This is a genomic window from Jiangella muralis (assembly GCF_001270745.1).
GTDB classification, from domain to species: domain Bacteria; phylum Actinomycetota; class Actinomycetes; order Jiangellales; family Jiangellaceae; genus Jiangella; species Jiangella muralis.
The window spans coordinates 150,495-175,615 of the sequence record NZ_LFXL01000027.1; the positions used below are offsets into that span (position 1 = coordinate 150,495).

Below are 25,121 nucleotides of genomic sequence, written 5' to 3' on the forward strand. Positions count from 1 at the left end.
CAGGGCTGAGAGGGCCATGCGGGCCGACCGTCGAACCTGAACTGGGTCATGCCAGCGGAGGGAGCATCCGGTGAGGACGTCCGTCGATGTCGCCGTGGTCGGCTGCGGCATCATCGGCGCCGCTGTCGCGTGGCGGCTGTCGCAGCTCGGCCTGGCGGTCGCGTGCCTCGACCCCGCGCCCGGCGGCGGCGCCACGTACGCGGCCGCGGGCATGCTGGCCGACGTCACCGAGGCCGACTTCGGCGAGGACCACCTGACGGCGCTGAACGTGGCGTCCGCACGGGCCTGGCCGGAGTTCGCCGCCGAGTTGTCCGACGCCACCGGCGCCGACCTCGCGTTCCGGCGCACCGGCACGCTGACCGTCGCGTACGACTCCGGCGACCGGCAGCAGCTGCGCCGGCTGCTGACGCTGCGCCGCGGGCTGGGGCTGCCGATCGAGGAGATCACCGTCGACGACGCCCGGCGCATGGAGCCGTTGCTCGGCCCGCGGCTGGCCGGCGCCACGTGGACGGCGGACGAGCACCAGGCCGACCCGCGCCGGGTGCACGCGGCGTTGCTGACGGTCCTGGCCGACCGGGGCGTGGCGGTCGTCCGCCGCCGGGTCGCCGAGCTGAGCCTGACACCGTCGGGCGAGGTGGACGGCGTGGTCGACGACCGCGGCACGCGGCACCGGGCCGGGTCCGTCGTGCTGGCGGCCGGCTGGGCCAGCCGCGAGCTGGCCCGCGAACTACCCGGACTCGCCGGCGTGCCGACCCGGCCGGTCAAGGGCCAGATCCTGCGGCTGGACGCGTCGGGGCAGCCGGGGTTCGCGCTCGGCCGGGTGGTCCGCGGCTTCGTGCAGGCCCGTCCGGTGTACCTGGTGCCGCGGCCCGGCGGTGAGGTCGTCGTCGGCGCCACCAGCGAGGAGCAGCCCGACGACCGGCAGGTCACGGCCGGCGGCGCGTTCGCCGTCCTCCGCGACGCGCGGGCGCTGGTCCCCGGCATCGACGAGCTGCCACTGACGGAGCTGACCGCGCGGGCCCGTCCGGGCAGCCCCGACAACCTGCCGCTGATCGGCGATTCCGGCATTCCGGGCCTGCTGCTGGCCACCGGCCACTATCGGAACGGGATCCTGCTCGCGCCGCTCACCGCGTCGGCGCTCGCGGCTCGATACGGTGCGGGAACGGTGCCCGAGTGGGCCGCGGCCGCGGACCCGCGCCGGTTCGCCGCGACTGTGATGGGAGGACCCACATGACCACGGTGGTGACGATCAACGGTGACGTCGTCGCGTTCGACTCCGACGCGACGCTGGGCGACGTCGTGCTGCGCACCATGACCAAGCCCGACGGCACGTTCAGCGACCGCGGCATCGCCGTCGCCGTCAACCAGATCGTCGTGCCGCGCGCCGACTGGGCGGCGACGCCGCTGCAACCCGACGACAAGATCGAGATCATCACCGCCGTCCAAGGAGGCTGACATGTCCGCCGACCCCCTCGTCATCGCCGGGGTGCCGCTGTCGTCCCGGCTGATCATGGGCACCGGCGGCGCACCCAGCCTGCTCGGGCTGGAGGCGGCGCTGCTGGAGTCGGGCACCGAGCTGACGACGGTGGCGCTGCGCCGCGTGCAGGCGAACGGCGAAGGGTCGGTCTGGGAGCTGCTGCAGCGCAACGGCATCCGCGTGCTGCCGAACACCGCCGGCTGCTTCTCCGCCGCCGAGGCGGTCCTGACGGCGAAGCTGGGCCGCGAGGCGTGCGAGACCGACTGGGTCAAGCTGGAGGTCATCGCCGACGACGTCACGCTGCTGCCCGACCCGGTCGAGCTGGTGACGGCGGCCCGGCAACTGGTCGACGACGGCTTCACCGTGCTGCCGTACACCAACGACGACCCGATCCTGGCCCGCAAGCTGGCCGACGCCGGCTGCGCCGCGGTGATGCCGCTCGGCGCGCCGATCGGCACCGGCCTGGGCATCCTCAACCCGCGCAACATCGCCGCGATCGTCGCCGACGCATCGGTGCCGGTGATCCTCGACGCCGGCATCGGCACCGCGTCCGAGGCGGCGCAGGCGATGGAACTGGGCTGCGACGGCGTCCTGCTCGCCACCGCGGTCACCCGGGCCGCCGACCCCGTCCGCATGGCCAGGGCGATGCGGCTGGCGGTCGAGGCGGGACGCGATGCCGCACTCGCCGGGCGCATTCCGCGGCGCGAGGACGCGCTGGCATCGTCGCCGGTCGGCGGCCGGGCCAACCTGGATCTGGCGATGTGACCGTCCCGTGTGCCGGAGTCCGGCTGTCGCCGGATGATCGTTCCTGGCACGATTCGTCCTCATGGGTCTGATCGACGTCCTCCTGCTCGACCTCGACGGCGTGGTGCGCCACTACGATCCGGCGGCGACGGAGGCGATCGAGAAGAGATCCGGTCTGCCGCCGGGCAAGCTGTACGAGACGGCGTTCGAGCCGCGACTGCTGCAGTCGGTCGTCACCGGCGGCATCACCCGCGCGCAGTGGGTCGACCGCGTCGCCGCCACCATCGGCCCGGTCGCCGCCACCGCCTGGTCGACGCAGCGCCCGTCCGTCGACCGTCAGGTGCTCGGCATCGTGCGCAAACTGCGGGTGGCGGGCCTGCGGGTCGGTCTGCTCACCAACGGCACCGACCGCGTCGGCGCCGAGTTGGCCGAACTGCGCATCGCCGACGACTTCGACCACGTGTTCAACTCCGCCGAGATCGGCGTGGCCAAGCCGGACCTGCGGGTGTTCATGCACGTGCTGCGGGTCCTGGGCGTCGACCGGTCGTCCGTGCTGTTCCTCGACGACGCCGCGCCGAACGTCCGCGGCGCGGCGGCGGTGGGCATGCGGGCGCACCTGTTCACGTCGGCGAGCGACCTCACCGACGCCTGCAAGACCTACCGGCTGCTCTGACCCGCCGCCAGCAGTCCGTGCGCGTACCCGATCGCCTCGGGCGTCGTCGCGAACACCCGGCCCTGGTCGCGTAGCCGGGTGATGACGCCCAGCCGGTCCAACGGCCGGGCGTGGCCGCCGCGCAGGCCGGACACCAGGACGACGGTGTGCCGGTGCTCCAGCCGCTCGATCGCGTCCTTGAGCACCAGCGCGCCGGTCGCGTCGATCGTCGTCACCCGCGACATCCGCAGGATCACCACCCGCACGTCGGCGACCTCGGACAGCTCCAGCAGGAACCGGTGCGCCGCGGCGAAGAACAACGGCCCGTCCAGGCGGTACGCGACGACGTGCGAGGTCAGCAGCGCCCGCTCCTCGTCGCCGTGGTCGGCGGGGATGTCGTCGTGCAGCGGGACCTCGTCGAGGCGGACGTTGCGGGCGACGGCGCGCAGCGCGAGCGCGCCGGCCACGACCAGGCCGAGGATGACCGCCTGCACGAGATCCAGCGCCAGCGTGGCGGCCGCGGTCAGCACCAGCACGACGGCGTCGGCGCGGGTCGCGTGCAGCATCGCCCGCACCGAGCCGACCTCGACCATGCGCACCGCCGTCGCGAGCAGCACTCCGGCGAGCGCGGCCAGCGGGATCCGTCCGACCACCGACGCGGCCACGAAGACGACGACCGCGAGCAGCACCGCGTGCGAGAGAGCCGCCAGCCGCGACGCCGCGCCGGAGCGCACGTTCACCGCCGTCCGGGCGATGGCGGCCGTCGCCGGGACGCCGCCGAACAGCGGCGCCGCGACGTTGGCCAGGCCCTGGCCGAACAGCTCCTTGTCCGGGTCGTGCCGCTGGCCGACGCTCATGCCGTCGGCGACGGTGGCCGACAGCAGCGACTCCAGCGCGGCCAGCGCCGCCACCGCGACGGCCGGGGCGAGCAGGCCGGGCAGCATCGCCGGGTCGGCGAAGCCCAGCGACGGCGCCGGCAGCCCGGCCGGCAGCGCCCCGATCCGGGCGACGTCGAACGAGGCCAGCTCGGCCACCGTGGTGGCGGCAACGACGGCGAGCAGCGAGAACGGGACGGACGGGCGCCAGCGCGCGCCGGCCAGCATGAGCGCCGCGACGCCGGTCGCCAGTCCCGCCGCGACCCAGTCAGGCGAGGCGGCGAAGTCGCGCACGGCCTCGACGGCCACCAGGACGACGCGGTCGCCGTCCGGCACCGGCACCCCGAGCGCGGCCGGCACCTGCTGCAGCGCGATGACCGCCGCGATGCCGATGGTGAAGCCCTCGACCACCGGCGCCGGCACGTAGGCCATGTACCGTCCGGCGCGCGCGATCGCCAGCGCCATGAGCAACAGCCCGGCCAGCAGGCCAACCATCAGCACGCCGTCGGCGCCGTGCTGGTGCACGATCGGCACCAGCACCACCGTCATCGCGCCGGTCGGCCCGGAGACCTGCAGGTTCGAGCCACCGCACAACGCCGCGACCGCACCCGCGACCACCGCCGTCGCGATGCCGGCGGCCGCGCCCAGCCCGGACGAGATGCCGAACCCGAGCGCCAGCGGCAGCGCCACGATCGCGACGGTGGCGCCGGCCAGTAGGTCGCGCCGGGGCTGACGGCGCATGCTGGCGAGGTCCGCGCGGGTGGGCAGGACCGACCGCAGCCGGGACCACGCCCGGCTCATCGGGCGGTGGCGGCTTCCTCTTCCAGCTCCTGCAGGAGCTCGCGCTGCCCGGCCAGCAGCTCGGTGAGGATGCGGCGGGCCGCACGCAGCAGGTCGGCGACGTCCGGCCCGGCCATCGCGTACACGACGGTGGAGCCCTCGCGGGTGGACGTGACGATGCCCGAGCGGCGGAGCACGGCCAGCTGCTGTGAGAGGTTCGACGGCTCGACGTCGAGCTGCTCGAGCAGCTCGCGCACTGGCACGGGCCCGTCCTGGAGCAGCTCGAGCACCCGGATGCGGACCGGGTGGCCGAGCATGCGGAAGAACTCCGCCTTGGCGTGGTGCAGCGGGACCGGCATGAGGTACATCATCTGCGCAATTGAAGAATTCTTCAAATCGTGATCTGGCCGGCCCGGCGCTTCACCGGTGTTCTGTCCCCGACGTCCGCTACGGTCGTCCCACGAGGTGAGGCCGATGACCGATGCCGATTCGGTGGTGCCGCTCGAGCGCGTCGTGCCGCCGCTGCGCGCTGGTGAGCGCGAGGCGCTGGTCCTGCGCCTCGACTTCCTGCGCGAGACGGTGGTCAACAAGGTGGCCGGCCTCAGCCTGGCGCAGGCCACCACGGCGCCCAGCCCGCCCAGCACGCTCACGCCGGCCGGCATCGTCCGTCACCTCATGTGCGTCGAGCGGTGGTGGTTCGCGCTCGACTTCGCCGCGCTGCCGGACGTGCCCGATCCGTGGGGCGAGCACGACATCGGCGGCTTCGAGCTCACCCCCGACGAGACCCTCGCCTCGGTCGTCCGCTCCTACCTCGCCGAGTGCGCCCTCTCCAACGAGGTCGTCGCCGCCCATGCTCTCGACGACGTCGCCCGCGGCGAGGGCATGGAGTTCGACCTGCGCTACGCGCTCATCCACCTGATCGAGGAGACTGGGCGGCACTGCGGCCACCTCGACCTCCTCCGCGAGGCCATCGACGGCACCGTCGGCCAGTGACCGTCAGTCAGAGCCATCGAGCACGCCGAGGATGCCCGTTGCGATGAACAGCCGCGGCCGCGCACGACCGGGGATTTCCGTGAGGATCCCCGCCCGCACCAGCTTGTCGATGTTCAGCCCGGCAGCACGGTGGGTCACGCCCAGCACGTCCCGTGCTCGGCCAATGGTCAGGCCGGGTACCCGGAACACCTCGTCGACCAGCAGCCCGAGCAACCCCGAGGACCGTGCGGTGGCGACCCGGGCGCGGTAGTCGTCGCGCAGTGCCTGCAGCCGAGCGGCCCTCCGGACGGCGTCGCGCGCCTGTTCTTCGACGATCTCGAGGAAGAAGGCGAACCACCCCGGCCAGTCGCCTCGGGTCGATACCCGCAGCAGGCAGTCGTAATAGCGGTCCCGCCGCGGCTCGATATACGCGGAGAGGTCCAGCAGCGGAGCCGGCAACAGGCCCCACTCCATCAGCAGCAGGATCACGAGGAGCCGTCCGATGCGGCCGTTGCCGTCGAGGAACGGGTGGATCGCTTCGAACTGGTAGTGCACGGCCGCCAAGGTCAGCAGCGGCGGAAGCTCGTGCTCGGCGTGCAGATACTTTTCGAACGCGTCCAGGCACGACCACATGTCCGCCTCCGGCGGCGGTACGTACGCCGCATCGGCGAGCAGGGAGCCCGGCGCCCCGATCCAGTTCTGCGACCGCCGGAACTCGCCTGGCGTGGCGCCTCCCGCGCCGCGCACACCGTCGAACAGGACCGCGTGCGCCTCCTTGAGCAGCGGCAGACTCACCGGATACCGGCGATCAGGCGCAACGAGGTGGTCCAGCGCGGCCAGGTAGTTGTAGACCTCGCGGGCGTCGTCGGAAGCGGGACCCGACGGGTGCTCGACCTCGAACAGCACGAGATCCGACAGCGACGAACGGGTCCCCTCGATGCGGCTGGACAGAACCGCCTCGCGCCGCATCATCGGCTGCGACAGCAGAGCCGGATGAGCGACGGTCCGCGCCATCCCGGCGAGTTCGCCGAGAGCGCGATCGGCTGAGGAGAGTCGGCGCACCAAGGCCGGCGACAGCTCCACGACCGGCGGCAACGGCGGTGGCACGAACGCGTTGTAGCCACTCTGCGTCCGCACGACATGGGCGCGCTGCCACACGCTGAAGCCGTCGAGCCGCATCGATACCTTCTTATCACTCAGCCGATCCAGTGATACCTTTCCGCAGTTTCAGTATCATAGCCGTTTTTCTGCTGGAGCGCTCAGTCGACCAGCTTGAGGCGGATGCGGCGGAAGCCGCGGCCCTTGTTCTCGACCTTGGCCACCTCGACCCGGCCGATCTGACGCGTCGACGCGACGTGGGTGCCGCCGTCGGCCTGGAGGTCGAGGCCGCGGATGTCGACCAGGCGGATGTCCTGGAGGTCCGGCGGCAGCAGGTCGGTCGCCGTCTTGACGATGGGGCCGAGCGCGTAGGCCTCGTCGCGCGGCAGCACCCGGACGTCGATGACGCGGTCGGCGGCCACCTCGGCGTTGAGCTTCTCCGTCAGGGCGTCCTTGAACCCGGCCGGCACCACGGCGAGGTCGAAGTCGAGGCGGGCCTGGCCGGGCTCCATGTTGCCGCCGGTCACCGGCACGCCGAAGTCGCGGGCCATGACGCCGCAGAGCACGTGCAGCCCGGAGTGCGTCCGCATGAGCAGGCTGCGCCGGTCGTCGTCGACGGCGCCGCGCACCTGAGTGCCGACCGGCGGCAGCGGGTCGCCCGGCTCGGGCACCAGCCACAGGTCGTCGCGCGGGCGGACGCCGGCGATGCGGGTGGTGACGCCGCCCCAGAGCAGCACCCCGTGGTCCGGCGGCTGGCCACCGCCGCCCGGGTAGAACGCGGACCGGTCGAGGACCAGGCCCTCCTCCGGGTCGCTGGCGAGAACCGTGCAGTCCCACTCCCGCAGCGTCTGGTCGTCCAGTTCCAGCCGGTGGGTCCGTCCGTGGTGGTCGTGTCGCACCTACGCGAACGTACTCGCGCCCGGCACGTCAGGGAAGGCTGATCGCCACGTACTTGGTCTCGAGGTACTCCTCGATCCCCTCGGCGCCGCCCTCGCGGCCGAACCCGCTGGCCTTGACGCCGCCGAAGGGGGCGGCCGGGTTGGAGACGATGCCGGCGTTGAGGCCGACCATGCCGGCTTCGAGTGCTTCGCTGACCCGCAGGGCCCGCTGCAGGTCGCGGGTGAACACGTACGCGACCAGTCCGTACTCCGTCGCGTTGGCGCGGGCCACCGCCTCGTCGTCGGTCGAGAAGGTGGTGATGGGCGCGACCGGGCCGAAGATCTCCTCAGTCAGCAGCCGGGCGTCGTCGGGGACCTCGGCCAGCACGGTGGGCTGGAAGAAGTAGCCGGCGTCGCCGGTCCGGCCACCGCCGGTGACGACCTTCGCGCCACGGTCGACGGCGTCGGCGAGCAGCTCCTCGACGGTTCCGCGCTGCTTCTCGCTGACCAGCGGGCCGACGTCGACGCCGTCGTCGGTGCCGCGGCCGACGCGCAGGGCGCTCATCCGCTCGGCCAGCCGGTCGGTGAACGCGGCGGCGACGGACTCGTGGACGTGGAAGCGGTTCGCCGACGTGCACGCCTCGCCGACGTTGCGCATCTTGGCCAGCATGGCGCCGTCGACGGCGGCGTCGAGGTCGGCGTCGGCGAAGACGAGGAACGGCGCGTTGCCGCCGAGCTCCATCGAGACCCGGAGCACCTGCTGCGCGGACTGCTCGATCAGCGTGCGCCCGACCGCCGTGGAACCGGTGAAGGACAGCTTGCGCAGCCGCGGGTCGCGGATGATCGGCTCCGAGACCTTGCCGCTGGACGAGGTCGGGATGACGTTGAGGACGCCGTCGGGCAGGCCGGCGTCGCGCAGGATGCGGGCCAGCGCCAGCATCGACAGCGGCGTCTCGTGCGCCGGCTTGACCACCATGGTGCAGCCGGCCGCGATGGCCGGGGCGATCTTGCGGGTGCCCATGGCCATCGGGAAGTTCCACGGCGTGATGAAGAACGACGGCCCGACCGGCTGCTTCAGGGTGAGCAACCGGCTGCCGCCCGCGGGCGCGACGGAGTAGCCGCCGCTGACCCGCACGGCCTCCTCGGAGAACCAGCGCAGGAACTCCGCGGCGTAGGCGATCTCGGCCTTCGACTCCTTGACCGCCTTGCCCATCTCCAGCGTCATGAGCAGCGCGAGGTCGTCGGACTGCGCGGTGACGGCCTCGAACGCGCGGCGCAGCAGCTCGCCGCGCTCGCGGGGCGGGGTGGCGGCCCACGACGCCTGCGCCTCGGCGGCCGCGGCCAGCGCCGCCAGGCCGTCGTCGACGGTGGCGTCGGCGACGGTGGTGACGACCTCGCCGGTGGACGGGTCCTCGACGGGGAACCGCTCACCCGACGACGCGGCCCGCCACTGCCCGCCGATCAGCAGGTCGGTCGGCACCCCGGACACCACGGCACGCTCTCTGTCCGCACTCATGCCTCCATTCCTACCCCGGTGGCGGTCCCGGAATCGACAGGCTCGGCCCGGCGACGACGAGGGACAGGCCGTCGACGTCGAGTTCGGCGCTCAGCGTGTATATGCCGCCGGCCAGGCCGGCCAGCAGGTGCAGGTACCGACCGGCAGCCCAGCGCAGGTCGTGCCGAGCCACCTCGGCACCGGTCGCGTCGCGGACGACGAGGACGGCGGCGTCGGCGGGCGCGCCGGTCGCGGACGGACCGTCGAAGGCCAGTGTGACCGGGCGGACCCGGCCGGTGCCGGTGACGGCCCACTCCGGCTCCCACCGCTCGACGGCGGCAGGGGTCGACGCGGCCGACTCGCCCGCGGCGTTGGCGGCGACGGCGGTCAGCTCGGTCGCCCCGACTGGGACGGGCACGGCCGCGTGCCAGCTGCCGTCCGCCGCGGTCACCGCCGTCGCGACCGGTTCGCCGCCGGCCAGCACCGTCACGGTCGACGGCCAGTCGGCACTGCCGCCGGCCTCGACGGTCCCGGTCACCGTGACGGCGGGCGCGGTGAGCGACGGCGTGCCGGGCGCCGTCAGTGTCACGTCGCGGGCCCAGTCGACGGCGTTGAGCAGCAGCCGCCCGCCGTCCTCCGTCCAGCCGAGACCGGGACCGACGGCGCCGGTGACCGCGCTGGCCGACAGCACGACCTCGACGCTGCGGGCGGTGCGCCAGTCGTACCCGGCGGCGATCCCGCCCACCGGCGACGCGAGCGACGCCAGCGGCCGCCCCGCGTACGACGCCAGCGCGCTGTAGTAGCCGCCGTCGGTGATCAGCGTCGCCGGGTCGGACAGGCCGGCGAACAGGTCGTGCTCCGGGTCGAAGCCGGTGATCGTCACCGGTCCGTCGCCGTAGCCCTGCGCCCCGACCACGACGCGGTCGGTGTACGCCTCCAGCAGCCGGACGCCGCCCTGGTCGACACCCCACGTGCCGGTGAAGACGAGGCTGGTCTCGGCGGCGTCGGCCGCGGTCAGCACGCCGTCGAAGGTCGCGCGGTCCGGTTCGCCGCCGTTCACCACGACCACCTCGTAGCCGTCCAGGCTCCCGGCGGCCACGGTCCAGTCCAGCGGCGCCGCCGCCACACCTTCCGAGCGCAGGAAGCCGGTCACCGCGCCACCGACGTCGCCGAGCACGCCGACGTCCAGCGGCTCCAGCGTCACGTCCAGGGTGGCGGTGGCGTCGGCGGTCACGGTGACGGACGCGGTGGTGGGCAGGTGCCCGGCGGCGGTCACCGTCACCGCATAGCTGCCTTCGAGCAGGCCGTCGACCGTGTAGGCCCCGGCCCCATCGGTCGTGGCGGTCCAGCCGTCCGGCCCGGTCCCGGTGAGGACGGCGCCGGCCAGCGGGTCGCCGCCGGCGGACGTGACGGTGCCGGCGACGCTCCCCCGCGGCAGCGGCGTCAGCGCGACGTCCAGCGTGACCGCCCCCGACGCCGGGACCTCGACGGTCTGCGTGGCCGGGGCGTACCCGAACGCCTCGACCCGGATCGTGTGCGTCCCCGCCGCCAGCCCGAGTACGTACGCGCCGTCCGCCGACGTCGTCGTCGACACCGCGGCCTCGGCCGCCGTCACCGTCGCGCCGCTGACGGGCGCGCCGTCCGCCGTCACCACGCCGGTGACCTGGGCCTGCCGCGCCTCGGTCGCCCACGCGACGGCGTTGAGGTAGATGTCCGCGGCGGCATCGGTCCACCGGTCGCCGGGCCGGCCGTAGGAGCTGGCCGCGAGGCCGCCGAGCAGGATCTCGACGCTGGTCCCGGACGTGAACCGGTAGCCGAACGCGTCGCCCAGCGCGGTGCCGTCGGCCGCCCGCAGCGACCCCACCGCCGTCCCGCTGTATCCGGACCAGGTCAGGTACTGCTGGCTGCCGCCGGGGTTGACCAGCAGCGAGACCGGCTCGCCGGGCGCATATCCGGCGAAGATCGGGTGCGCGGCGGACGGCACGACCTCGACCGCTTCGGGCACGAAGTCGTACTCCACCGCGGCCGGGTCGCCGCGCAGGCCGGACAGCGCGCCGATGGCGTACCCGCCCCACTGCCCGGCGTAGATCACCGACACCCCGGCCGCCTCCGCGGCGTCGGCGACGGCCCCGAACGCCGCCCGCTCGGACGACAGGACGGTGCCGTTGAACACGATCAGCCGGAAGTCGCCGACCCGGGCGGCCAGCCCGGCCAGCTGCGCGCCGCTGACCTGCTCGACGGCGTACCCCTCGCCCTGCAGCAGCCCGGTGAGCGACGACGAGAGGTCCTTCACGACGGCGATCGGCAGCGATGCCCGCAGCCGGACCTCGACGGTCACCGTCGCCCCGCCCGGCACCGTGACCGGCCGCTCCGCCGCCTGGAACCCGGCGGCCGTGACCCGCAGCGTCCACGCGTCGGCCGGCACACCGGGCAGGCTGAAGGTGCCGTCGGCGGCGGTCGTCGTGGCCAGCGGCGTCCCGGGCAGCGCCACCCGCGCGCCGCCGACCGCCGCGCCGTCCGGCCCGACGACCGTGCCCGCGACGGTGCCGGCCGGCCGGGCGGCCAGCGCGATCGGCCGGGTCAGCACCTGGCCGGCGGCCACGGTGACGGGCGCCTCCGCCGTGACGTGCCCGAAGCTCTCGGCGCGCAGCGTCCACGTGCCCGGCGCCAGCGGGACGACGAAGCTGCCGTCACCCGCCCGCGCGGGAACCGTCTCGCCGGTCTCGGCGACCGTGACGGTGCCGGTCAGCGCCGTGCCACCGGCGTCGGTCAGGGTGCCGCGCACCTCGGCGCCGAGCCGCTCGCCGTCCAGCGCGTAGCCGAGCGCGTTGCGCAGCAGCCGCTCCGCCTCGGGCGCCCACGCCAGCCCGGCCGCGTCGCCGTACGCCGGGTAGCCGTACGAGCTCACCGAGAGCGTGCCGAGCAGCACGTCGACCGTCCGCGCGCCGCGGTGCCGGACCCCGGCCAGCCCGCCGCCGGACCCGTCGCCGCCGCGGACGGTCGCGACCGTCGTGCCGCTGAAGTCGTCGAACCAGGAGTACTCCGCGTCCGCGTCCATCAGCGGGAACGACGCCGGCAGCCCGGCCAGCAGCGGGTGCCCGGGCACCGCGGCCGCGGCCGTGACGGCGCCGTCGTCGCGGCCCTCGCCTTCGACGCCCGGGTCGCCGTCGTAGCCGGACAGGTACCGGAACGCGCCGCGGCCGTACTGGTCCAGCCAGATCGCCGGCACGCTCGCCCGGGTCAGCGCGTCGTCGAACGCGGCCCAGCCCGCGGCGCCGGGGTCGAACCCGGAGAACGACGCGAAGTTGCCGACCACGAGGTCGAGGTCGCCGACGGCGGCGGTGTCGGCCCAGGTCAGAGCCCTTGGCTGGTACCCCCAGTAGGTCAGGTACGCGGCCAGCCGGCCCTGGTAGTCGTCCAGCACACCGACCGACGGCGACGACCGCAGCTCGGCGTCGGCGCCGGTCTCGGCACCGATCGCGACCGTCACGTCCACGCGCGTGCGCACGTGCCCGCCGGCCACCACCTCGAGCTCGTAGTCACCCGGCTCGACCAGGCCCAGCGCGTACGTGCCGTCGTCGGCGGTCGTGGTGGTCAGCGGCGTGCCGAGCAACGAGACCGTGGCGCCGGCGATCGGGTCGCCCAGCGCCGACGGCCCGCTGATGTCCGGCTCGCCGGTGATCCGGCCGCGGATCGTCCCGGTGTCGGCCGGGGTCAGCTCGACGTCGAGGGTGGTGACGCCGTTGCGGGCGACGGTGACGGCGTGCTCGGCCGGTTTGTAGCCGAACGCGCTGATCCGCAGCGTGTAGTCGCCGGCCTCCAGCGGGACGACGTACGCGCCGGCAGCGTCGGCGGAGACCGTCCGGCCGGTCTGCGCGACCTCGATCGTGGCCGGGACCGGCACGCCGTCGACGCCGCGGACGGTGCCCTCGACGCTGCCCAGGCCGGGCGCGGCGGCCCAGCGGACCGCGTTGAGGTAGAACGCGCGGCCGTCGTCGGTCCAGTCCTCGGCCGGGTTCTGCAGCACGGTCGCGGCGAGGCCGGACACCAGCAGATGCACGCTGCCGGGGGTGCGCGCGGTGAACGCGACGCCGATGCCGCGGTCGCCGCCCGCCTCGGTGACGGTGTGCGCCAAAGGCGTGCCGGAGTAGCCGACGATGGCGGCGCTGAACCGGTCGGCGAGCAGGATCTCCGGCTGCGCGGGCAGGCCGGCGAACAGCGGGTGGTCCGGGCGGGTCGGCGCGAACGAGACCAGGCCCTCGTCACTGATCGGTGTGGTCCCGGCCGGGTCGCCGAGGTACTTGCGCAGCAGCCGGACGCCGCCGTCGGAACTGAACCGGTCGTCCGGGAACAGGCCGCTGACCTGCGCGGCGTCCATCGCGTCGAGGAAGCCGAGGAACGTCGCAGCGCCCGGGTCCGGCGGGTCGTTGAACACGACGACGTCGAACTCGCCGACGCGAGCGGCGTCGGCGAACGCGAGCGGTTCGGCGGCGATCTCCGCGGCGGTGAGCAGGGCGACGATGCCGTCGCTGCCGTAGTCGCCGATGACGCCGACCCGCGGCGACGGCGCCAGCTCGACGTCCGCGACGGCCTCCTGACCGGCGACGACCTCGACGGCAGCCGTGGCGGAGAAGTGCCCGGTGGCGGACACCCGCAGCTCGTACGTTCCGCCGGGCACGTCGGCCAGCGCGTACGTCCCGGCCGCGTCGGTGCTGGCGGTCAGGCCGGTGCCGGTGACGACGACCTGGGCGCCCGCGACCGGTGCGCCGTCGCGCCCGCTGGTGACGGTGCCGCGGACCGCGCCGAGGCCGGAGCCGGCCAGCGTCGCGTCGACGGTGAGCGTGCCGCCGGCCACGACGGTGACGGCCTGCTCGACCGGCGTGCTGCCGGGCCGGGTGAACCGGACGGTGTGGTCGCCGGGTTCGAGCAGCAGCCGGTAGCCGCCGCCGGCGCCGGTCGTGGTCGTCTGCCCGCCGGCCGCGGCGGTGACGCCCGCGAGCGGCGCGCCGGTCTCGTCGGTGACGGTGCCGGTGACCGCGCCGAACTCGGCGGCGGCGGCGTAGCGGACCGCGTTGCCGAGGACGGTGAACGCGGGCGGCAGCCAGTCGTCGTCCGGGACGCCCCAGCTGGCGGCCGCGGCCAGCGAGCCGAGCAGCACGTGCGCGCTTCCGGTGCCGCGCGGCGCGTAGCCGATGCCGCCGCCGGCCGCACCCGTCTCGTCGGTGTGCAGCTCCGCGACCGTCACGCCGGAGTAGCCGCTGAACGCCGACCACGCCGAGCCCGTGACCAGCAGCTCCGTCCGCTCACCGAGCGGAAGCCCGGCGGTCAGCGGGTGCTCCGCGGTCGGCAGCAGCGACACCCGGCCGCTGCCGCTGAGCTCGTCCGGCGCGTCCTGCGGGTCGCCGGTGTAGTCGACGAGGTGGTTGATCGCGCCCCAGCCCAGCGACCACTGGTCCAGCCAGACGACGCTGGTGCCGGCCGCGTCGGTGGCGGCGAGGAACGCGTCGAACGCCTCCTGGCCCGGTTCGGTGCCGTCCGCGCCGTTCGCCACGACCACCTCGAAGTCGGCCGGCCGCGCGGTGACGTCGGCGTAGTCGGTCGCCTGCGCGGCGAAGCCGAGGTCCTCGAGGACGGCGAGGATGCGCCCGCGGTCGTCGCCGATGACGGCCACCTCGTACTTCGTCAGCGTGAGGTCGGCGGTCGCGGTCTGGCCGGCGGCGACGGTGATCCGCTGGCGCAGCGGCGCGTAGCCGGGCAGCTCGGCGGTGACGGTGTACGTGCCGGCCGCGACGTCGTCAAACCCGTAGCCGCCGTCGTCGCGGGTGGTGGCCGGGTCGAGCGGGGTGCCGGCGAGGATGACGGTGACGCCGGCCAGCGCGGCGCCCGCCTCGTCGCGGACGACCCCGGCGACGGCGCCGGTCTCGACGGCGGTCAGCTCGGCGTCGATCGTGACGGTAGCGCCGGCGGCCAGCTCGACCGTCTCGGTGTGCGTGCTGAGCCCGTAGTGCGCGACGGTGACGGTGTAGGTGCCGGGCGGCTCGGTGAGCTCGAACGCGCCGGTGTCCGGGTCGGCCGTCGCCTCGGCGCCGGTCTCCTCGATCCGCACCGTCGCGGCGACCGGCCCGTCCGGCCCGGTGGCGGTGCCGCGGATGGTGCCGGTCGGGTGGAACGCGAACACGGTGCCACGGACGTCCGCGCTGACCAGCAGCCCGTCTGCGTAGGCGGGCGACGTCGTCACGTTGCCGCCGGCCGCGGCCTCCCACGCCAGTTCGCCGGTCGACGCGTCGAGCGCCCAGATGCGGTGGTCCAGCTGCGAGCCGCCGACCACGAACCCGTCGTCGGTGACCATGACCGACGCGCTCACCGCGCCGGACACCGCGTACTGCCAGACCTGGTCGCCGGTCTCACGGTCGTACGCCACGACCAGCCCGAGGCCGTGCGACCCGGCGATCACCAGGTCGCCGTAGACCGCGGGCGTGCTGCCCTGGCCGTCGCCGTGCGTCGCGGCCTCCCACCGCAGCGTGCCCGTGGCGGCGTCGACCGCGAGCAGGCTGCCGCCGCCGTCGCCGTCCGTCGTCGGGACGAACACGGTGCCGTCGACGATGCTCGCGCCGCCGATGAAATAGTCGCGCTCGCGGGCCAGCGTCCAGCGGACCGCGCCGGTGGCCGCGTCGAGCGCGATCAGCTCGCCGTCGTCGGCGTTCCCGACGATCGCCAGGCCGTCGCTGACCGCGGGTCCGGCGAACACCGAGGTGCCGACGTCGGTGGCCCACAGCTGCTCGCCGGTGGCCGCGTCCAGCGCGAACACGGTGTCCTCGCGATCCTGCGACGGGCCGGTGGCCGCGTAGACGACGCCGTCGACGATGCTCGGCGCGGTGTAGACGGTGAGCCGGTCCGGCGTCGGGACCGACCACCGCTGCGCGCCGGTGGCCGCGTCGAGGGCGACCAGTCCGCCGTCGAGCCCGCCGCCGGTGACGACGAGGTCGCCGGCCACCGCGGGCGTCCCGCGCAGCGCGTCGCCGGTCTGGTGCGCCCACAGCCGCTCGCCGGTGCCCGCGTCGTAGGCGGACAGCCGGCCGGCGTCGGAGCCGAGGAACACCCGGCCGCCGGCGATCACCGGTGACGCGAACGTGACGGCGCTGCCCGCGGCGGCGGTCCAGCTCGGCTGCAAGGTGCTCGCGGCCAGGGCGTCGCCGCTCATGCCGCTGCGGGCGGCGTTGTTCTGGTACTGCGTCCAGCCCGGGTCGCTCGGCTGGTCCAGCGCGTCGAGGGCGACGTCGAGGCGGACGTCGCCGTCGAGGGTCAGCTCCTGGGTCCGCGGCTGGTGGCCGGCGGCGGTGACCCGGACGGCGTACGTGCCGGCCGCGACGTCGTCGAACGCGAAGCCGCCGTCGGCACCGGTGGTCGCGGGGTCGAGCGGGGTGCCGCCGAGGGTGACGCGGGCGTGCGCGACCGGTCCTCCGGGTCCGGTGACGGTGCCGGCGACGCCATGGGTCGCGGCGGTGTCCAGCCGCGGGTCGAGCGTCGTGGTCTCGCCGATCGCGACGGTGACCTGTGCGGTCGCCGTCACGTACCCGTACGCCGCCGCCGTCACGTCGTGGTCGCCGGCCGCGGTGGGCAGCGCGTAGGTGCCGTCGTCAGCGGTCGTGGTCGTGTCGTCGCCGGCGGTGATCGTGACGCCGCCGAGCGGGTCGCCGTCGCCGTCGGTGACCGTCCCGGCGATCGTGCCCGAGTAGGCCGCCCCGGTGACGGCGGCGAAGGCGTCGACGATGCCGGCGCCGTAGGTGTCGTTCGGCAGGTCGCCCATGTGCGGCTCGGTGCGCGCGGTGTCCTCCAGCAGCGCCCTGATGTCGTCGATGGTGAGGTCCGGGTTCGCCGACAGCATCAGCGCGACCACGCCGGTGGCGTGCGGTGAGGCCATCGAGGTGCCCGAGATGGTGTGGTAGCCGTCCTCGCCGTCCGGGAGGTCCCGCGGCCACGTCGAGCGGATCTGCGCACCGGGCGCGCTGACCTGCGGTTTCCGGTACCGCTCACCGTCCCAGATGGCCGGCCCGCGGCTGGAGAAGCTCGCGACCACGTCGTTGACGTCGGTGGCGCCGATGCCGATCGCGTGAGGAAAGCTCCCCGGCGAGCCGACCGTGCCCGGCGCCGGGCCGTTGTTGCCGTTGGCGAAGATCGGCACGATGCCGGCCGCCTCCCACGCAGCCACGTCGTCCCAGAACGTCGTCGCGCCACCGGCGTCGGAGCCCCACGAGTTGTTCACGACGTCGGGCGCGGCGGCCGGGTCGCCGCCGGGCGCGAGCATCCACTGGAAGCCGTCGTGGATGATCGACTCGGTGGTGCTGCCGGAGTCGCGGAAGATTTTCGCCGCGATCCAGGTGGCGCCCGGCGCGACCCCCGTCAGCTCCCCCGGCGCGGTGCCGACGATGCTGCCGGTGACGTGCGTGCCGTGGCCGTGGCCGTCGCCGGGGGTCGGGTAGTTCTCGCCGGTCGGGGCGTACCAGCTGGTGGCCGGGTCGCCGGTCGTGCCTCGCCACGACGCGCTGAGCGCCGGGTGGCCGCCGTCGGCGCCGCCGTCCATGATGCCGACGACGACGCCCTCGCCGCGCACGCCGTACTCGCCCCAGACGTCCGGCGCGTGGATCTGCTCCAGGCTCCAACTCGGCAGCAGCGGCTCGCCGGGGGCGGGTTCGATCGGCTGCTCGAGCGTGATCTCCTCGTCCAGCTCGACGCTCTGGACGTCGGGATGGTTCTCCAGTGCGGCCAGCGTCGCGGCGTCGACGGTGGCGGCGATGCCGTTGAAGATCCAGTACGGGGTGACGGCGGTGGCGTCGCGGCCGGCGAGCAGGTCGCGGACGGCCGGCTGCGTGGCGTCGGCGGTGTCCTGCAGTTCGGTGACGACGGTCTGGGCGCGCGCGGCCCGGGCCCGCTCGGCGACGGCGCGCTCGGCCTCGGCCGGGTCGCCGGTGCTCCGAAGGCTCGCGCGTGCCTCGGCCGCGGCCGCGCTGGCGGCGTCGTCCGCCCGCTGCGCGACGACGGCGAGGTCGGCCTGGTCGCGCAGCCGGACGATCACCGGGACGGTGCCCTCGTCCGCCACTGCGGTGCGGACGGCGTCCTCGACGCCCGTAGCACCGTCCCCGCTCGGCGGGCTCTCGCTGCCCGGGCCGGCGCCGAAGCCGGCCGGGTCGATCGGCAGCCCGGCGGTCAGGTCGGCCGGAACCTCCTCAGTCGCCGCCGCGGCCTTGGTGACGGCGGCTCGTCCCGGCAGCGCACCGGCCGCCGCCGTCGGTGGCAGCGTCCCGGCGGCCAGCAGCGGAGCGAGGAGCACGGCGAGCGTGCGCGCGAACGTCGGCACAACCATGGTGACCGCCCTTCACCACGAAGTCAGACATAGTGCTGCGTAACGGTATAGACCAGTCATAGCGGGTGTAAAGGACGCAGCGTGACGATCGTGTGACCGGTTGCTGCCATTGGCGGCTACCCGACAGCGTGCGCCGCCCGGTACGCCGTCGGCGCGAGTCCGGTGTGCCGGCGGAAGTGTTGCCGCAGGTTGGCGGCGGTGCCGAAGCCGGCCGCACGGGCGATCTCGGCGACGTCCAGGGCGGTGGTCTCCAGCAGCGTCCGGGCGTGGTCGATGCGTTCGTGGTGCAGCCAGCGCAGCGGCGTCGTGCCGGTCTCGGCGAGGAAGCGGCGGTGGAACGTACTCAGGCTCATCGCGGCACGGCCGGCCAGCTCGGCGACGGTGAGCGGACGGTCGAGATGAGCCGCCGCCCACTCCATCGCGCCGGCCAGCGTCGCCTCGCCGGGCCGCGGCACCGGCCGCTCGATGAACTGCTGCTGGCCGCCCTCCCGGTGCGCCGAGAACACCAGCCGGCGACTGACGGCACTGGCGACGGCGGCGCCGTGGTCGGACCGGATGATGTGCAGGCCGAGGTCCATCGCCGCCGCGCTGCCGGCCGCCGTCAGCACCTGGCCGTCGTCGACGAACAGCACGTTCGGCCGCAGGTCGACGGCCGGGTAGCGGCGGCGGAACCGGTCGGCCCAGCGCCAGTGCGTGGTGACGGTGCGCCCGTCCAGCAGGCCGGCCTCGGCCAGCGTGAACGCGCCGGTGCAGAAGCTGACCAGACGCGCGCCGCGCGCCGCGGCCGTCCGCAGCGCGTCGTGGACCTCGTCGCCGAAACCGCGCTCCGGGTCGGGCCGGTTCGGCGCGATCACGGTGTCTGCCGCCGCGACGTCGTCCAGCGTGCCGGGGCAGCGCATGGTGAACAGCCCTTCGCGGACGTCCAGTTCGCCGGCCGCCGAGCAGACCACGAAGTCGTACCAGCCGACGTCCAGCTCCGGCCGGCGGATGCCGAACAACTCCATGCCGACGGCCATCTCCAGCGGGTTCGCGCCCGGCCCGACCAGCAGCGCGACGCGGTGCGAGAATCCTTGCGACATATGGCATTCCTACTACTCGCGCCGCCGGTCGCCGCCAGGGACCCTGGACACATGACCTTCTCCGGCCCCGTCAGCCTCGACACCGCCCTCGCCTCGTTCGACGACCTGTGGAGCCCGCGCATCGTCACGCGGGTCAACGACTACGACGTCCGCATCGCCAAGGTGGCCGGCGAGTTCGTCTGGCACGCGCACGACGACACCGACGAGTTCTTCCTGGTCCTGGACGGCGAGCTGACCATCGCGCTGCGGCTGCCGGCCGATGACGGCCGCGAGTCGGCCGTGACCCTGCGCCGCGGCGACGTGTACGTCGTGCCGCGCGGCACCGAGCACCGTCCGTCGTCGGCCGAAGGCGCCTCGATCCTCATGTTCGAACCGACCGGCACCGTCAACACCGGCGACCACGAGGGCGACGTGCCGGAGCACATCACCCGCACCACCGGCAGCGCGCTGTAGCTCAGCTCGTCAGCGGCTCGCCCCAGCGGTCGAGGTAGCTGAGGTCCTCGACCGGCTGCCGGGTGCCGGGCTTGAAGTCCTGCGTCGTCGTGTAGGCGACGGGCAACAGCCCGACCTGCGTGACGTCGTCGGGGATGCCGAGGATGCGGGCCGCCTCGGCCTCCCTGACCAGGTGATACGACGTCAACGTGGAGCCGAGGCCGCGGGAGCGCAGCGCCAGCTGGAAGCTCCACACCGCCGGGAAGATGCCGCCGTAGAACACGGAGTCGGCGGCGTTGCTGCCGTGCGGCCGGCCCTGCACACACGGGATGACGAACACCGGCACCCGCTCGATGACGTCGACGAGGTACTGCCCGGACGCGAGGATGCGCTTCATCGGCTGCTCGTCGGCCGCGGCGCCGGCTGCCTCGCGTCGCCGCTGCATGTACGCCGAGCCGACCTCGCGGAAGATCGCGCCGAGCTGACGGCGCAGCTCCTCGTCGCGCACCACCAGCCAGCGCCAGCTCTGCGCCGCACCCGGGGTGGGCGCCTGCACGGCGAGGCGCAGGCACTCGGTGATGACCTCGGGCTCGACCTCGCGGTCGAGGTCGAGCTTGCGCCGGACCGCGCGCGTGGTGCTGAGCAGGTGATCGGTGACGGCGGTGTCCATCGCGGGTCTCCTGGATGACTGAGTGGGAATGATCCTCGGGTGGCCGAGTGGTACCCGCCCGGTGCTGGGCGCCACGGTGGGGACGACGGGGGCGAGCGGCCGGCCCGCGTCGCCATCATCCCCCGCGCCGTGCGCCGCTTGGCGGCCGTGCGCCGGGGTGACCGCTTGACCCACCGAGTTGATCATGGCGAAATCGAGGTTCCCCGTGCGCCGGAACCCCGATATGGCCATGCTCAACTCGGGTCGTGGGGCGGTGGGGCTGGTGGGGGCGGTGGGGGTGGATGGGTGGCTTCACGGTCCCGGACGTGTCGAACCGGCCCATGGCGCTATTGGTGTCGCCAGAGCAGCACCAATCGCGCCATGATCATGGTTCGCACCAGCCCGGGAGGTCGCGCCCCGGCGCACTCGTCACCGAGCCGCAACGCGACGTGCTCAACCAGGGACCGGGAGCACCGGGGTGCCGCCGGTGGCGTACTCGACCAGGCGGCACAGTGTGTTGATGCCCTGGACCTGGTCGAGACTGCGGACCGGGGCGCTCAGCAGCGCCGGGCTGCCCACCAGCACGGCCAGCGAGCGGGCCCGCGACACCGCGACGTTGAGGCGGTTGCGGTTGGCGACGAAGTCGACGCCGCGGGGGGCGTCGGCGGCCGACGACGTGGTGAGGGAGACGATGACGACCGGGGCCTCCTGGCCCTGGAACTTGTCGACGGTGCCGACGCGCGCCCGGCCGTCGAGGGCGCCGAGCAGCTGGCCGACCTGCGCGTTGTACGGCGCGACCACCAGGAGGTCGTCGGGGCCGAGCGGACGGGTGGAGCCGTCGGCCGCCGTCCACGGCCGCCCGGTCAGCGCCGCCACCAGCTCCGACACGACGGCCACCTCGGCGTCGCTGCGGACGGAGCAGCCGGCGTGCTCGACCGGCACCCAGCGCACCCCGGCGCCGGCCAGCTCGCCGGGCCCGCCGACCAGCTGCGCGGACAGCCCCTCCCGCGGCACCAACAGCGAGTCGTAGGAGAGCTCGGACACCGGCGCGCACACGTCGGGGTGCATGCGCCACGTGGTGTCGAGGAACAGGCCGCGTTCGGGCGGGACGGTGTCGTGCTCGCCCAGCACGTGGTCGAGCGCGGAGACGCCGGCGCCGTCGGGGTGGGTGCCCTTGGCCGGTTGCGGCAGCTGGCGGGGATCGCCGAGCAGGATGACGGAGCCGGCGGCGGCGCCCGCGGCGACGGTGTTGGCCAGCGAGAACTGCCCGGCCTCGTCGACCACCAGCACGTCGACGTGGATGTCGGGGCGGGCGAACAGCCAGCCGGTTCCGGCGACGAGATTGGCGGCACCGGCCGCAATCGCCGCCTCGACCTCGCGGTTGTCGTTCGTCACCAGGACCGACGGATGCCGGCTGGCGTTGCCGTCGTCGGCCTTCTGGACCGCCCGGACCAGCCCGGAGTCGTCGGCGGCCAGCACGGCGTCGAGCAGGTTCGTGATGACCCGGTGGCTGAGCGCGGTGATGCCGACCGTCTTCCCCGCCCGCAGCAACTCGACCACGGCGTGCGAGCCGGCGTACGTCTTGCCCGCGCCGGGCGGGCCCTGCACCGGCAGCCCGCCGTCGAGCGACGGCGCGACCCGGCGCAGCGCGTCGGCCGCGGACTCGCCGGCCAGCCGCAGCGGCACCCCGCCGGCCAGCCGCGGCGCCGCGCCGGCCAGGAGGTCGCGCACGCCACGGAACGGCCCGTCGCCCGCGAAGCCGTGCGCCGCGACCCAGCCGCCGACCCGGACCAGCGCCTTCTCCTGCACCCCGGCCGGGATGGGGCCGACGTTCAGCACGCCGGTGGGGTGCGGGTGCTCGTTGGCCAGCGAACGCTTGAGGTCGACGTGGCCGTGCTCGAGGTCGAGCCCGACGACGACGCTCGACCGGCCCTCCTGCCCGGCATGCTCGACCCGCTCGCCGACCCGGACCCGGCAGTCCTGCACCGGGATGGAGTAGCGCCACACGCCGGAGCGCAGCTCGGTGCGCAACAGCCGCGGGTCGGCCAGTCCGCCCAGCGGCGAGAGGTCGTCGACCAGTTCACCGGAGCTGAGCCGCCGCAGCCGGAAGTACTCCCACCACTCCGCCCGCGCCTCGCGCCGATGCCATTCGAGCAGCCCGGCCAGCAGCGCCCGGGCCTGCTGGTCGGGGGTCCGGGCGTCGGGGTCGGCCGGGACGTCGTGCAGCAGCCGCTGTTCCACCGCGACCAGTTCGGGATCGCGTTCCTTCAGGTAGTCGTCTTGCTCGTCGGCGTCGTCGGGACGGGGGACGGCGAGCCCGGCGGCCAGCGCCTCGGCGCGGCGCTCCTCCAGCCAGTCGCGCAGCCGCCGGGTGCTGATGCAGTCGTCGCGGTTGTAGGCCTCGATGTCGTCGAGGATGCGCTGGTCGTGCTCGGCCAGCCAGCGCTCGTACTCGACGATGCTGGACCCGGCGTCCTTGACGGCGGCGCCGGCCCGGCCGTCGGGCGAGTAGAACCGCTCCAGCGCCTTGATGGAGTAGGACTCCGTCCCGATGAGCAGGCCCTGCTTGACGACGGCGTAGAGGTCGACCAGCCGCTCGCCCCGCAGCAGCGCGTCGACCTCGTCGACCCGGGTGCCGTAGCGCTGCGACAGGCCCTTCAGCCGGCTCGGCTCGTACGGCGCGTAGTGGTAGACGTGCATGCCCGGCCGCTGCCGCCAGGCGGCCATGAGGTGGTCGACGACGTGCTCGAACGCGCGCCGCTCGGCGGGAGGGTCGTGCGCCCACCAGGACGTGAACCCGTCGCGCGCGTCGGACACGCCCCACAGGTATTCCAGGCCGTGGTCGCCGAAGAACGGATCGCCTTCGAGGTCGAGGAAGAGGTCGCCGTCGTCGGGCGCGGGCAGCAGCGCCAGCCCGCGGCGCGCCTCGACCGGTGTGATGAGCTCGTACGGCGGCAGCTCCCGCGTGCGCGCGCCGACCTGCAGCCGGGCCTGGGTGGACAGCTTGCGCCTGGCGCCGGGACCGACCCGTGTGACGGCGTCGAGCTCGGCCGGCGGCGCCGCGGCCAGCTGCTCGACCGTGGTGATGCCGGCCGCGTGCAGCACGTCGCGCTGGTCGCGGCGCAGGAACGGCACCAGCACGAGGTCGTCGTCGGCCTGCCACCGCTGCGCGCACGGTTCTTTCCAGGGGCAGATGGCGCAGTGGCTCACCCGGATGGGGTACGTCGGCGGCGGCTCGGCCAGCCACTGCCCGTACCGGCGCATGGCGTGCCGCGCGTAGGCGGCGACGTCGACGTACGGGACGGCGACCTGCTGGCGGTCGCCGAGGATGACGGTGAGCGTCTGCGGCGGCACGCCCTGCAGTTCTTCCAGCCGCTGTGCGTAGACGGCCATCTGCAGCAGCGCCGCCGCCTTGATGTGCCGCGCGAGCTTGGTGTCGGCGATGTCGTAGGACCACGAGCCGAGGCCGGACGGGCGGTGGTCGTTGCGGACGAGGAAGTCGGCGTGCCCGCGCCACCGGCCGTCGAAGAAGGTGGCCTGGAAGATGCGGTCGGCGCCGTCCTTCATGGCCGCGAGCGTGCGGTCCTCGGCGTCGGCCGGGCCGACGCCGCGCGGGATCTCGACCACCCGGTGCGCCGCCGTCATCTCGGCCAGCACGGCGGCCTCGTGCTCGTCGCCGCGACGGCGGACGACGTCGGCGCCGGGGTCGGCGCCGGACGGACGCGGCCGCTGCCCGAGCGCCACCTCGCGGTTCAGCGTGGTGAGGTGCGCACACTCCAGGTGGCCCACCAGGTCGGTGGGGCTCAGGACCAGCCGGCCGTCGGTGACGTACATGGCGCACCTCCTCTCTCTCGGGTCCAAGCCTGCCGCATGCCTCCGACAGAATCGGGGCGCGACATCAGGTACCCCCTAACCGGCGAGCGATCGCACGATCAGCGTGACGGCCGACAGTGTGCACACCGCCATGACCGCCAGCCGCAGCCGTCCACCGTCGACGAACGCCCGCAGCGCCGACGCCGCCGCGAACCCGGCCACCAGCGGCGGCGTCAGCCCCAGCGCCGGGACGATCTGCGCCCGCCCCAGCTCACCGACGACGGTCAGCGCGATCAGTGAGAACCCGGCGCCGATCAGGAAGTACATCCCCAGCGTCGACCGCACCCGCGGGCCCAGCTCGCCCTGATACACCAGCGCCAGCGGCGGCCCGCCGATCGAGGTCGCCGTCCCGGAGATGCCCGACACCGCGCCGGCCACCGCCAGCACGCCGCGCCGCATCGGCAGCCGGATCGTCCGCACGGTCAGCGCGACCGCGACCAGGATCACCAGCCCGACGACCACGCTCAGCACCCGCGGCGAGCTGACGGAGACGATCCAGGCGCCCAGCACGGTGGCCGGGACGCGGCCGGCGAACGCCCAGCGCAGCCCCCACCAGTCGACGTGCGCCCACTCGCGGGCCAGCGTGAACACCGGTAGCAGCATCGACAGCCAGAGCAGCGTGCCCGGCACCAGCTCCGGCGCGACCAGCGCCGCGACGGGCGCGGCCAGCAGTCCCAGCCCGAGCCCGATCGCGCCCTGGACGGCGGCGCCGAGGAACACGGCGACCGCGAGCACGACCATCACGTCAACGGGCGG

Annotated in this window: 16 protein-coding genes; 6 read left to right on the top strand and 10 right to left on the bottom strand. The window is 74.4% G+C overall.

The annotated features are described in order from the left end of the window. Window positions 1–70 precede the first annotated feature (70 nt). The 4 genes from thiO to ACW62_RS23260 all read left to right on the top strand — a co-directional run bounded on the left by thiO (window position 71) and on the right by ACW62_RS23260 (window position 2,894). Complete coding sequence (thiO, locus tag ACW62_RS23245; RefSeq protein ID WP_053206483.1) at window positions 71–1,234, top strand: glycine oxidase ThiO; 1,164 nt, start codon at window positions 71–73, stop codon at window positions 1,232–1,234. Continuing rightward, entirely contained in the window at window positions 1,231–1,455 is a 225-nt protein-coding gene (thiS, locus tag ACW62_RS23250) for a sulfur carrier protein ThiS (RefSeq protein ID WP_053206484.1), read from the top strand. Before thiO ends, thiS begins: the two co-directional genes overlap by 4 nt. Window position 1,456: 1 nt before the next feature. After that, window positions 1,457–2,242, top strand: coding sequence for a thiazole synthase (locus ACW62_RS23255; protein WP_053206485.1), 786 nt, complete (start codon window positions 1,457–1,459; stop codon window positions 2,240–2,242). A gap of 61 nt (window positions 2,243–2,303) precedes the next feature. Beyond that, window positions 2,304–2,894 (top strand): HAD-IA family hydrolase, encoded by a 591-nt coding sequence (locus tag ACW62_RS23260; protein WP_053206486.1) that lies wholly within the window; start codon window positions 2,304–2,306, stop codon window positions 2,892–2,894. Here ACW62_RS23260 and ACW62_RS23265 read toward each other — a convergent pair. Together ACW62_RS23265 and ACW62_RS23270 are read right to left on the bottom strand one after the other, a co-directional pair. Next, the gene (locus ACW62_RS23265) at window positions 2,879–4,549 is read right to left on the bottom strand and encodes a SulP family inorganic anion transporter (RefSeq protein WP_053206487.1); all 1,671 of its coding nucleotides are present in this window, start codon (window positions 4,547–4,549) and stop codon (window positions 2,879–2,881) included. The two genes, ACW62_RS23260 and ACW62_RS23265, sit on opposite strands and share 16 nt — an antisense overlap. Next, window positions 4,546–4,887, bottom strand: a complete 342-nt coding sequence (locus ACW62_RS23270) for an ArsR/SmtB family transcription factor (protein WP_053206567.1) — start codon at window positions 4,885–4,887, stop codon at window positions 4,546–4,548. Before ACW62_RS23270 ends, ACW62_RS23265 begins: the two co-directional genes overlap by 4 nt. A gap of 115 nt (window positions 4,888–5,002) precedes the next feature. Between ACW62_RS23270 and ACW62_RS23275 the strand changes: the two genes are divergently transcribed. Beyond that, the gene (locus tag ACW62_RS23275; protein ID WP_053206488.1) at window positions 5,003–5,521 is read left to right on the top strand and encodes a DinB family protein; all 519 of its coding nucleotides are present in this window, start codon (window positions 5,003–5,005) and stop codon (window positions 5,519–5,521) included. Between the two features lie 3 nt (window positions 5,522–5,524). Here the strand turns inward: ACW62_RS23275 and ACW62_RS23280 are convergent, their stop codons facing one another. From ACW62_RS23280 to ACW62_RS23300, 5 genes are all read right to left on the bottom strand, one after another. Then, window positions 5,525–6,679, bottom strand: coding sequence for a Fic family protein (locus tag ACW62_RS23280; protein ID WP_053206489.1), 1,155 nt, complete (start codon window positions 6,677–6,679; stop codon window positions 5,525–5,527). Between the two features lie 80 nt (window positions 6,680–6,759). Continuing rightward, window positions 6,760–7,497 (bottom strand): alanyl-tRNA editing protein, encoded by a 738-nt coding sequence (locus ACW62_RS23285; RefSeq protein ID WP_053206490.1) that lies wholly within the window; start codon window positions 7,495–7,497, stop codon window positions 6,760–6,762. Window positions 7,498–7,525: 28 nt separating this feature from the next. Beyond that, window positions 7,526–8,992: an NAD-dependent succinate-semialdehyde dehydrogenase gene (locus tag ACW62_RS23290; protein ID WP_053206491.1), complete on the bottom strand. Its 1,467-nt coding sequence runs from the start codon at window positions 8,990–8,992 to the stop codon at window positions 7,526–7,528. A gap of 10 nt (window positions 8,993–9,002) precedes the next feature. After that, entirely contained in the window at window positions 9,003–18,332 is a 9,330-nt protein-coding gene (locus ACW62_RS23295; protein ID WP_157574929.1) for a carboxypeptidase regulatory-like domain-containing protein, read from the bottom strand. Window positions 18,333–18,448: 116 nt separating this feature from the next. Continuing rightward, the gene (locus tag ACW62_RS23300; RefSeq protein ID WP_053206493.1) at window positions 18,449–19,411 is read right to left on the bottom strand and encodes a GlxA family transcriptional regulator; all 963 of its coding nucleotides are present in this window, start codon (window positions 19,409–19,411) and stop codon (window positions 18,449–18,451) included. Window positions 19,412–19,462: 51 nt separating this feature from the next. On the opposite strand from ACW62_RS23300, the gene ACW62_RS23305 reads away from it, so the two are divergent. Then, on the top strand, window positions 19,463–19,864 hold the full coding sequence (locus ACW62_RS23305) for a cupin domain-containing protein (RefSeq protein ID WP_053206494.1): 402 nt from the start codon (window positions 19,463–19,465) through the stop codon (window positions 19,862–19,864). A 1-nt stretch (window position 19,865) separates the two neighbouring features. On the opposite strand, the gene ACW62_RS23310 is transcribed toward ACW62_RS23305, so the two are convergent. The 3 genes from ACW62_RS23310 to ACW62_RS23320 all read right to left on the bottom strand — a co-directional run bounded on the left by ACW62_RS23310 (window position 19,866) and on the right by ACW62_RS23320 (window position 25,106). After that, a complete protein-coding gene (locus ACW62_RS23310) occupies window positions 19,866–20,513 on the bottom strand; it encodes a nitroreductase family protein (RefSeq protein ID WP_053206495.1) in 648 nt (215 codons plus the stop codon). A gap of 432 nt (window positions 20,514–20,945) precedes the next feature. Further along, window positions 20,946–24,326 (bottom strand): TM0106 family RecB-like putative nuclease, encoded by a 3,381-nt coding sequence (locus tag ACW62_RS23315; protein ID WP_053206496.1) that lies wholly within the window; start codon window positions 24,324–24,326, stop codon window positions 20,946–20,948. A gap of 75 nt (window positions 24,327–24,401) precedes the next feature. Continuing rightward, entirely contained in the window at window positions 24,402–25,106 is a 705-nt protein-coding gene (locus ACW62_RS23320; protein ID WP_240477399.1) for a sulfite exporter TauE/SafE family protein, read from the bottom strand. Between the last annotated feature and the right edge of the window lie 15 nt (window positions 25,107–25,121).

Coding starts and splice junctions, on each gene's coding strand:
- ACW62_RS23265 (WP_053206487.1), bottom strand. CDS start 4,549: ATGAGCCGGGCGTGGTCCCGGCTGCGGTCGGTCCTGCCCACCCGCGCG.
- ACW62_RS23320 (WP_240477399.1), bottom strand. CDS start 25,106: ATGGTCGTGCTCGCGGTCGCCGTGTTCCTCGGCGCCGCCGTCCAGGGC.
- ACW62_RS23280 (WP_053206489.1), bottom strand. CDS start 6,679: ATGCGGCTCGACGGCTTCAGCGTGTGGCAGCGCGCCCATGTCGTGCGG.
- ACW62_RS23290 (WP_053206491.1), bottom strand. CDS start 8,992: ATGAGTGCGGACAGAGAGCGTGCCGTGGTGTCCGGGGTGCCGACCGAC.
- ACW62_RS23255 (WP_053206485.1), top strand. CDS start 1,457: ATGTCCGCCGACCCCCTCGTCATCGCCGGGGTGCCGCTGTCGTCCCGG.
- ACW62_RS23270 (WP_053206567.1), bottom strand. CDS start 4,887: ATGCCGGTCCCGCTGCACCACGCCAAGGCGGAGTTCTTCCGCATGCTC.
- ACW62_RS23315 (WP_053206496.1), bottom strand. CDS start 24,326: ATGTACGTCACCGACGGCCGGCTGGTCCTGAGCCCCACCGACCTGGTG.
- ACW62_RS23260 (WP_053206486.1), top strand. CDS start 2,304: ATGGGTCTGATCGACGTCCTCCTGCTCGACCTCGACGGCGTGGTGCGC.
- ACW62_RS23305 (WP_053206494.1), top strand. CDS start 19,463: ATGACCTTCTCCGGCCCCGTCAGCCTCGACACCGCCCTCGCCTCGTTC.
- ACW62_RS23275 (WP_053206488.1), top strand. CDS start 5,003: ATGACCGATGCCGATTCGGTGGTGCCGCTCGAGCGCGTCGTGCCGCCG.
- ACW62_RS23295 (WP_157574929.1), bottom strand. CDS start 18,332: ATGGTTGTGCCGACGTTCGCGCGCACGCTCGCCGTGCTCCTCGCTCCG.
- thiS (WP_053206484.1), top strand. CDS start 1,231: ATGACCACGGTGGTGACGATCAACGGTGACGTCGTCGCGTTCGACTCC.
- ACW62_RS23300 (WP_053206493.1), bottom strand. CDS start 19,411: ATGTCGCAAGGATTCTCGCACCGCGTCGCGCTGCTGGTCGGGCCGGGC.
- ACW62_RS23310 (WP_053206495.1), bottom strand. CDS start 20,513: ATGGACACCGCCGTCACCGATCACCTGCTCAGCACCACGCGCGCGGTC.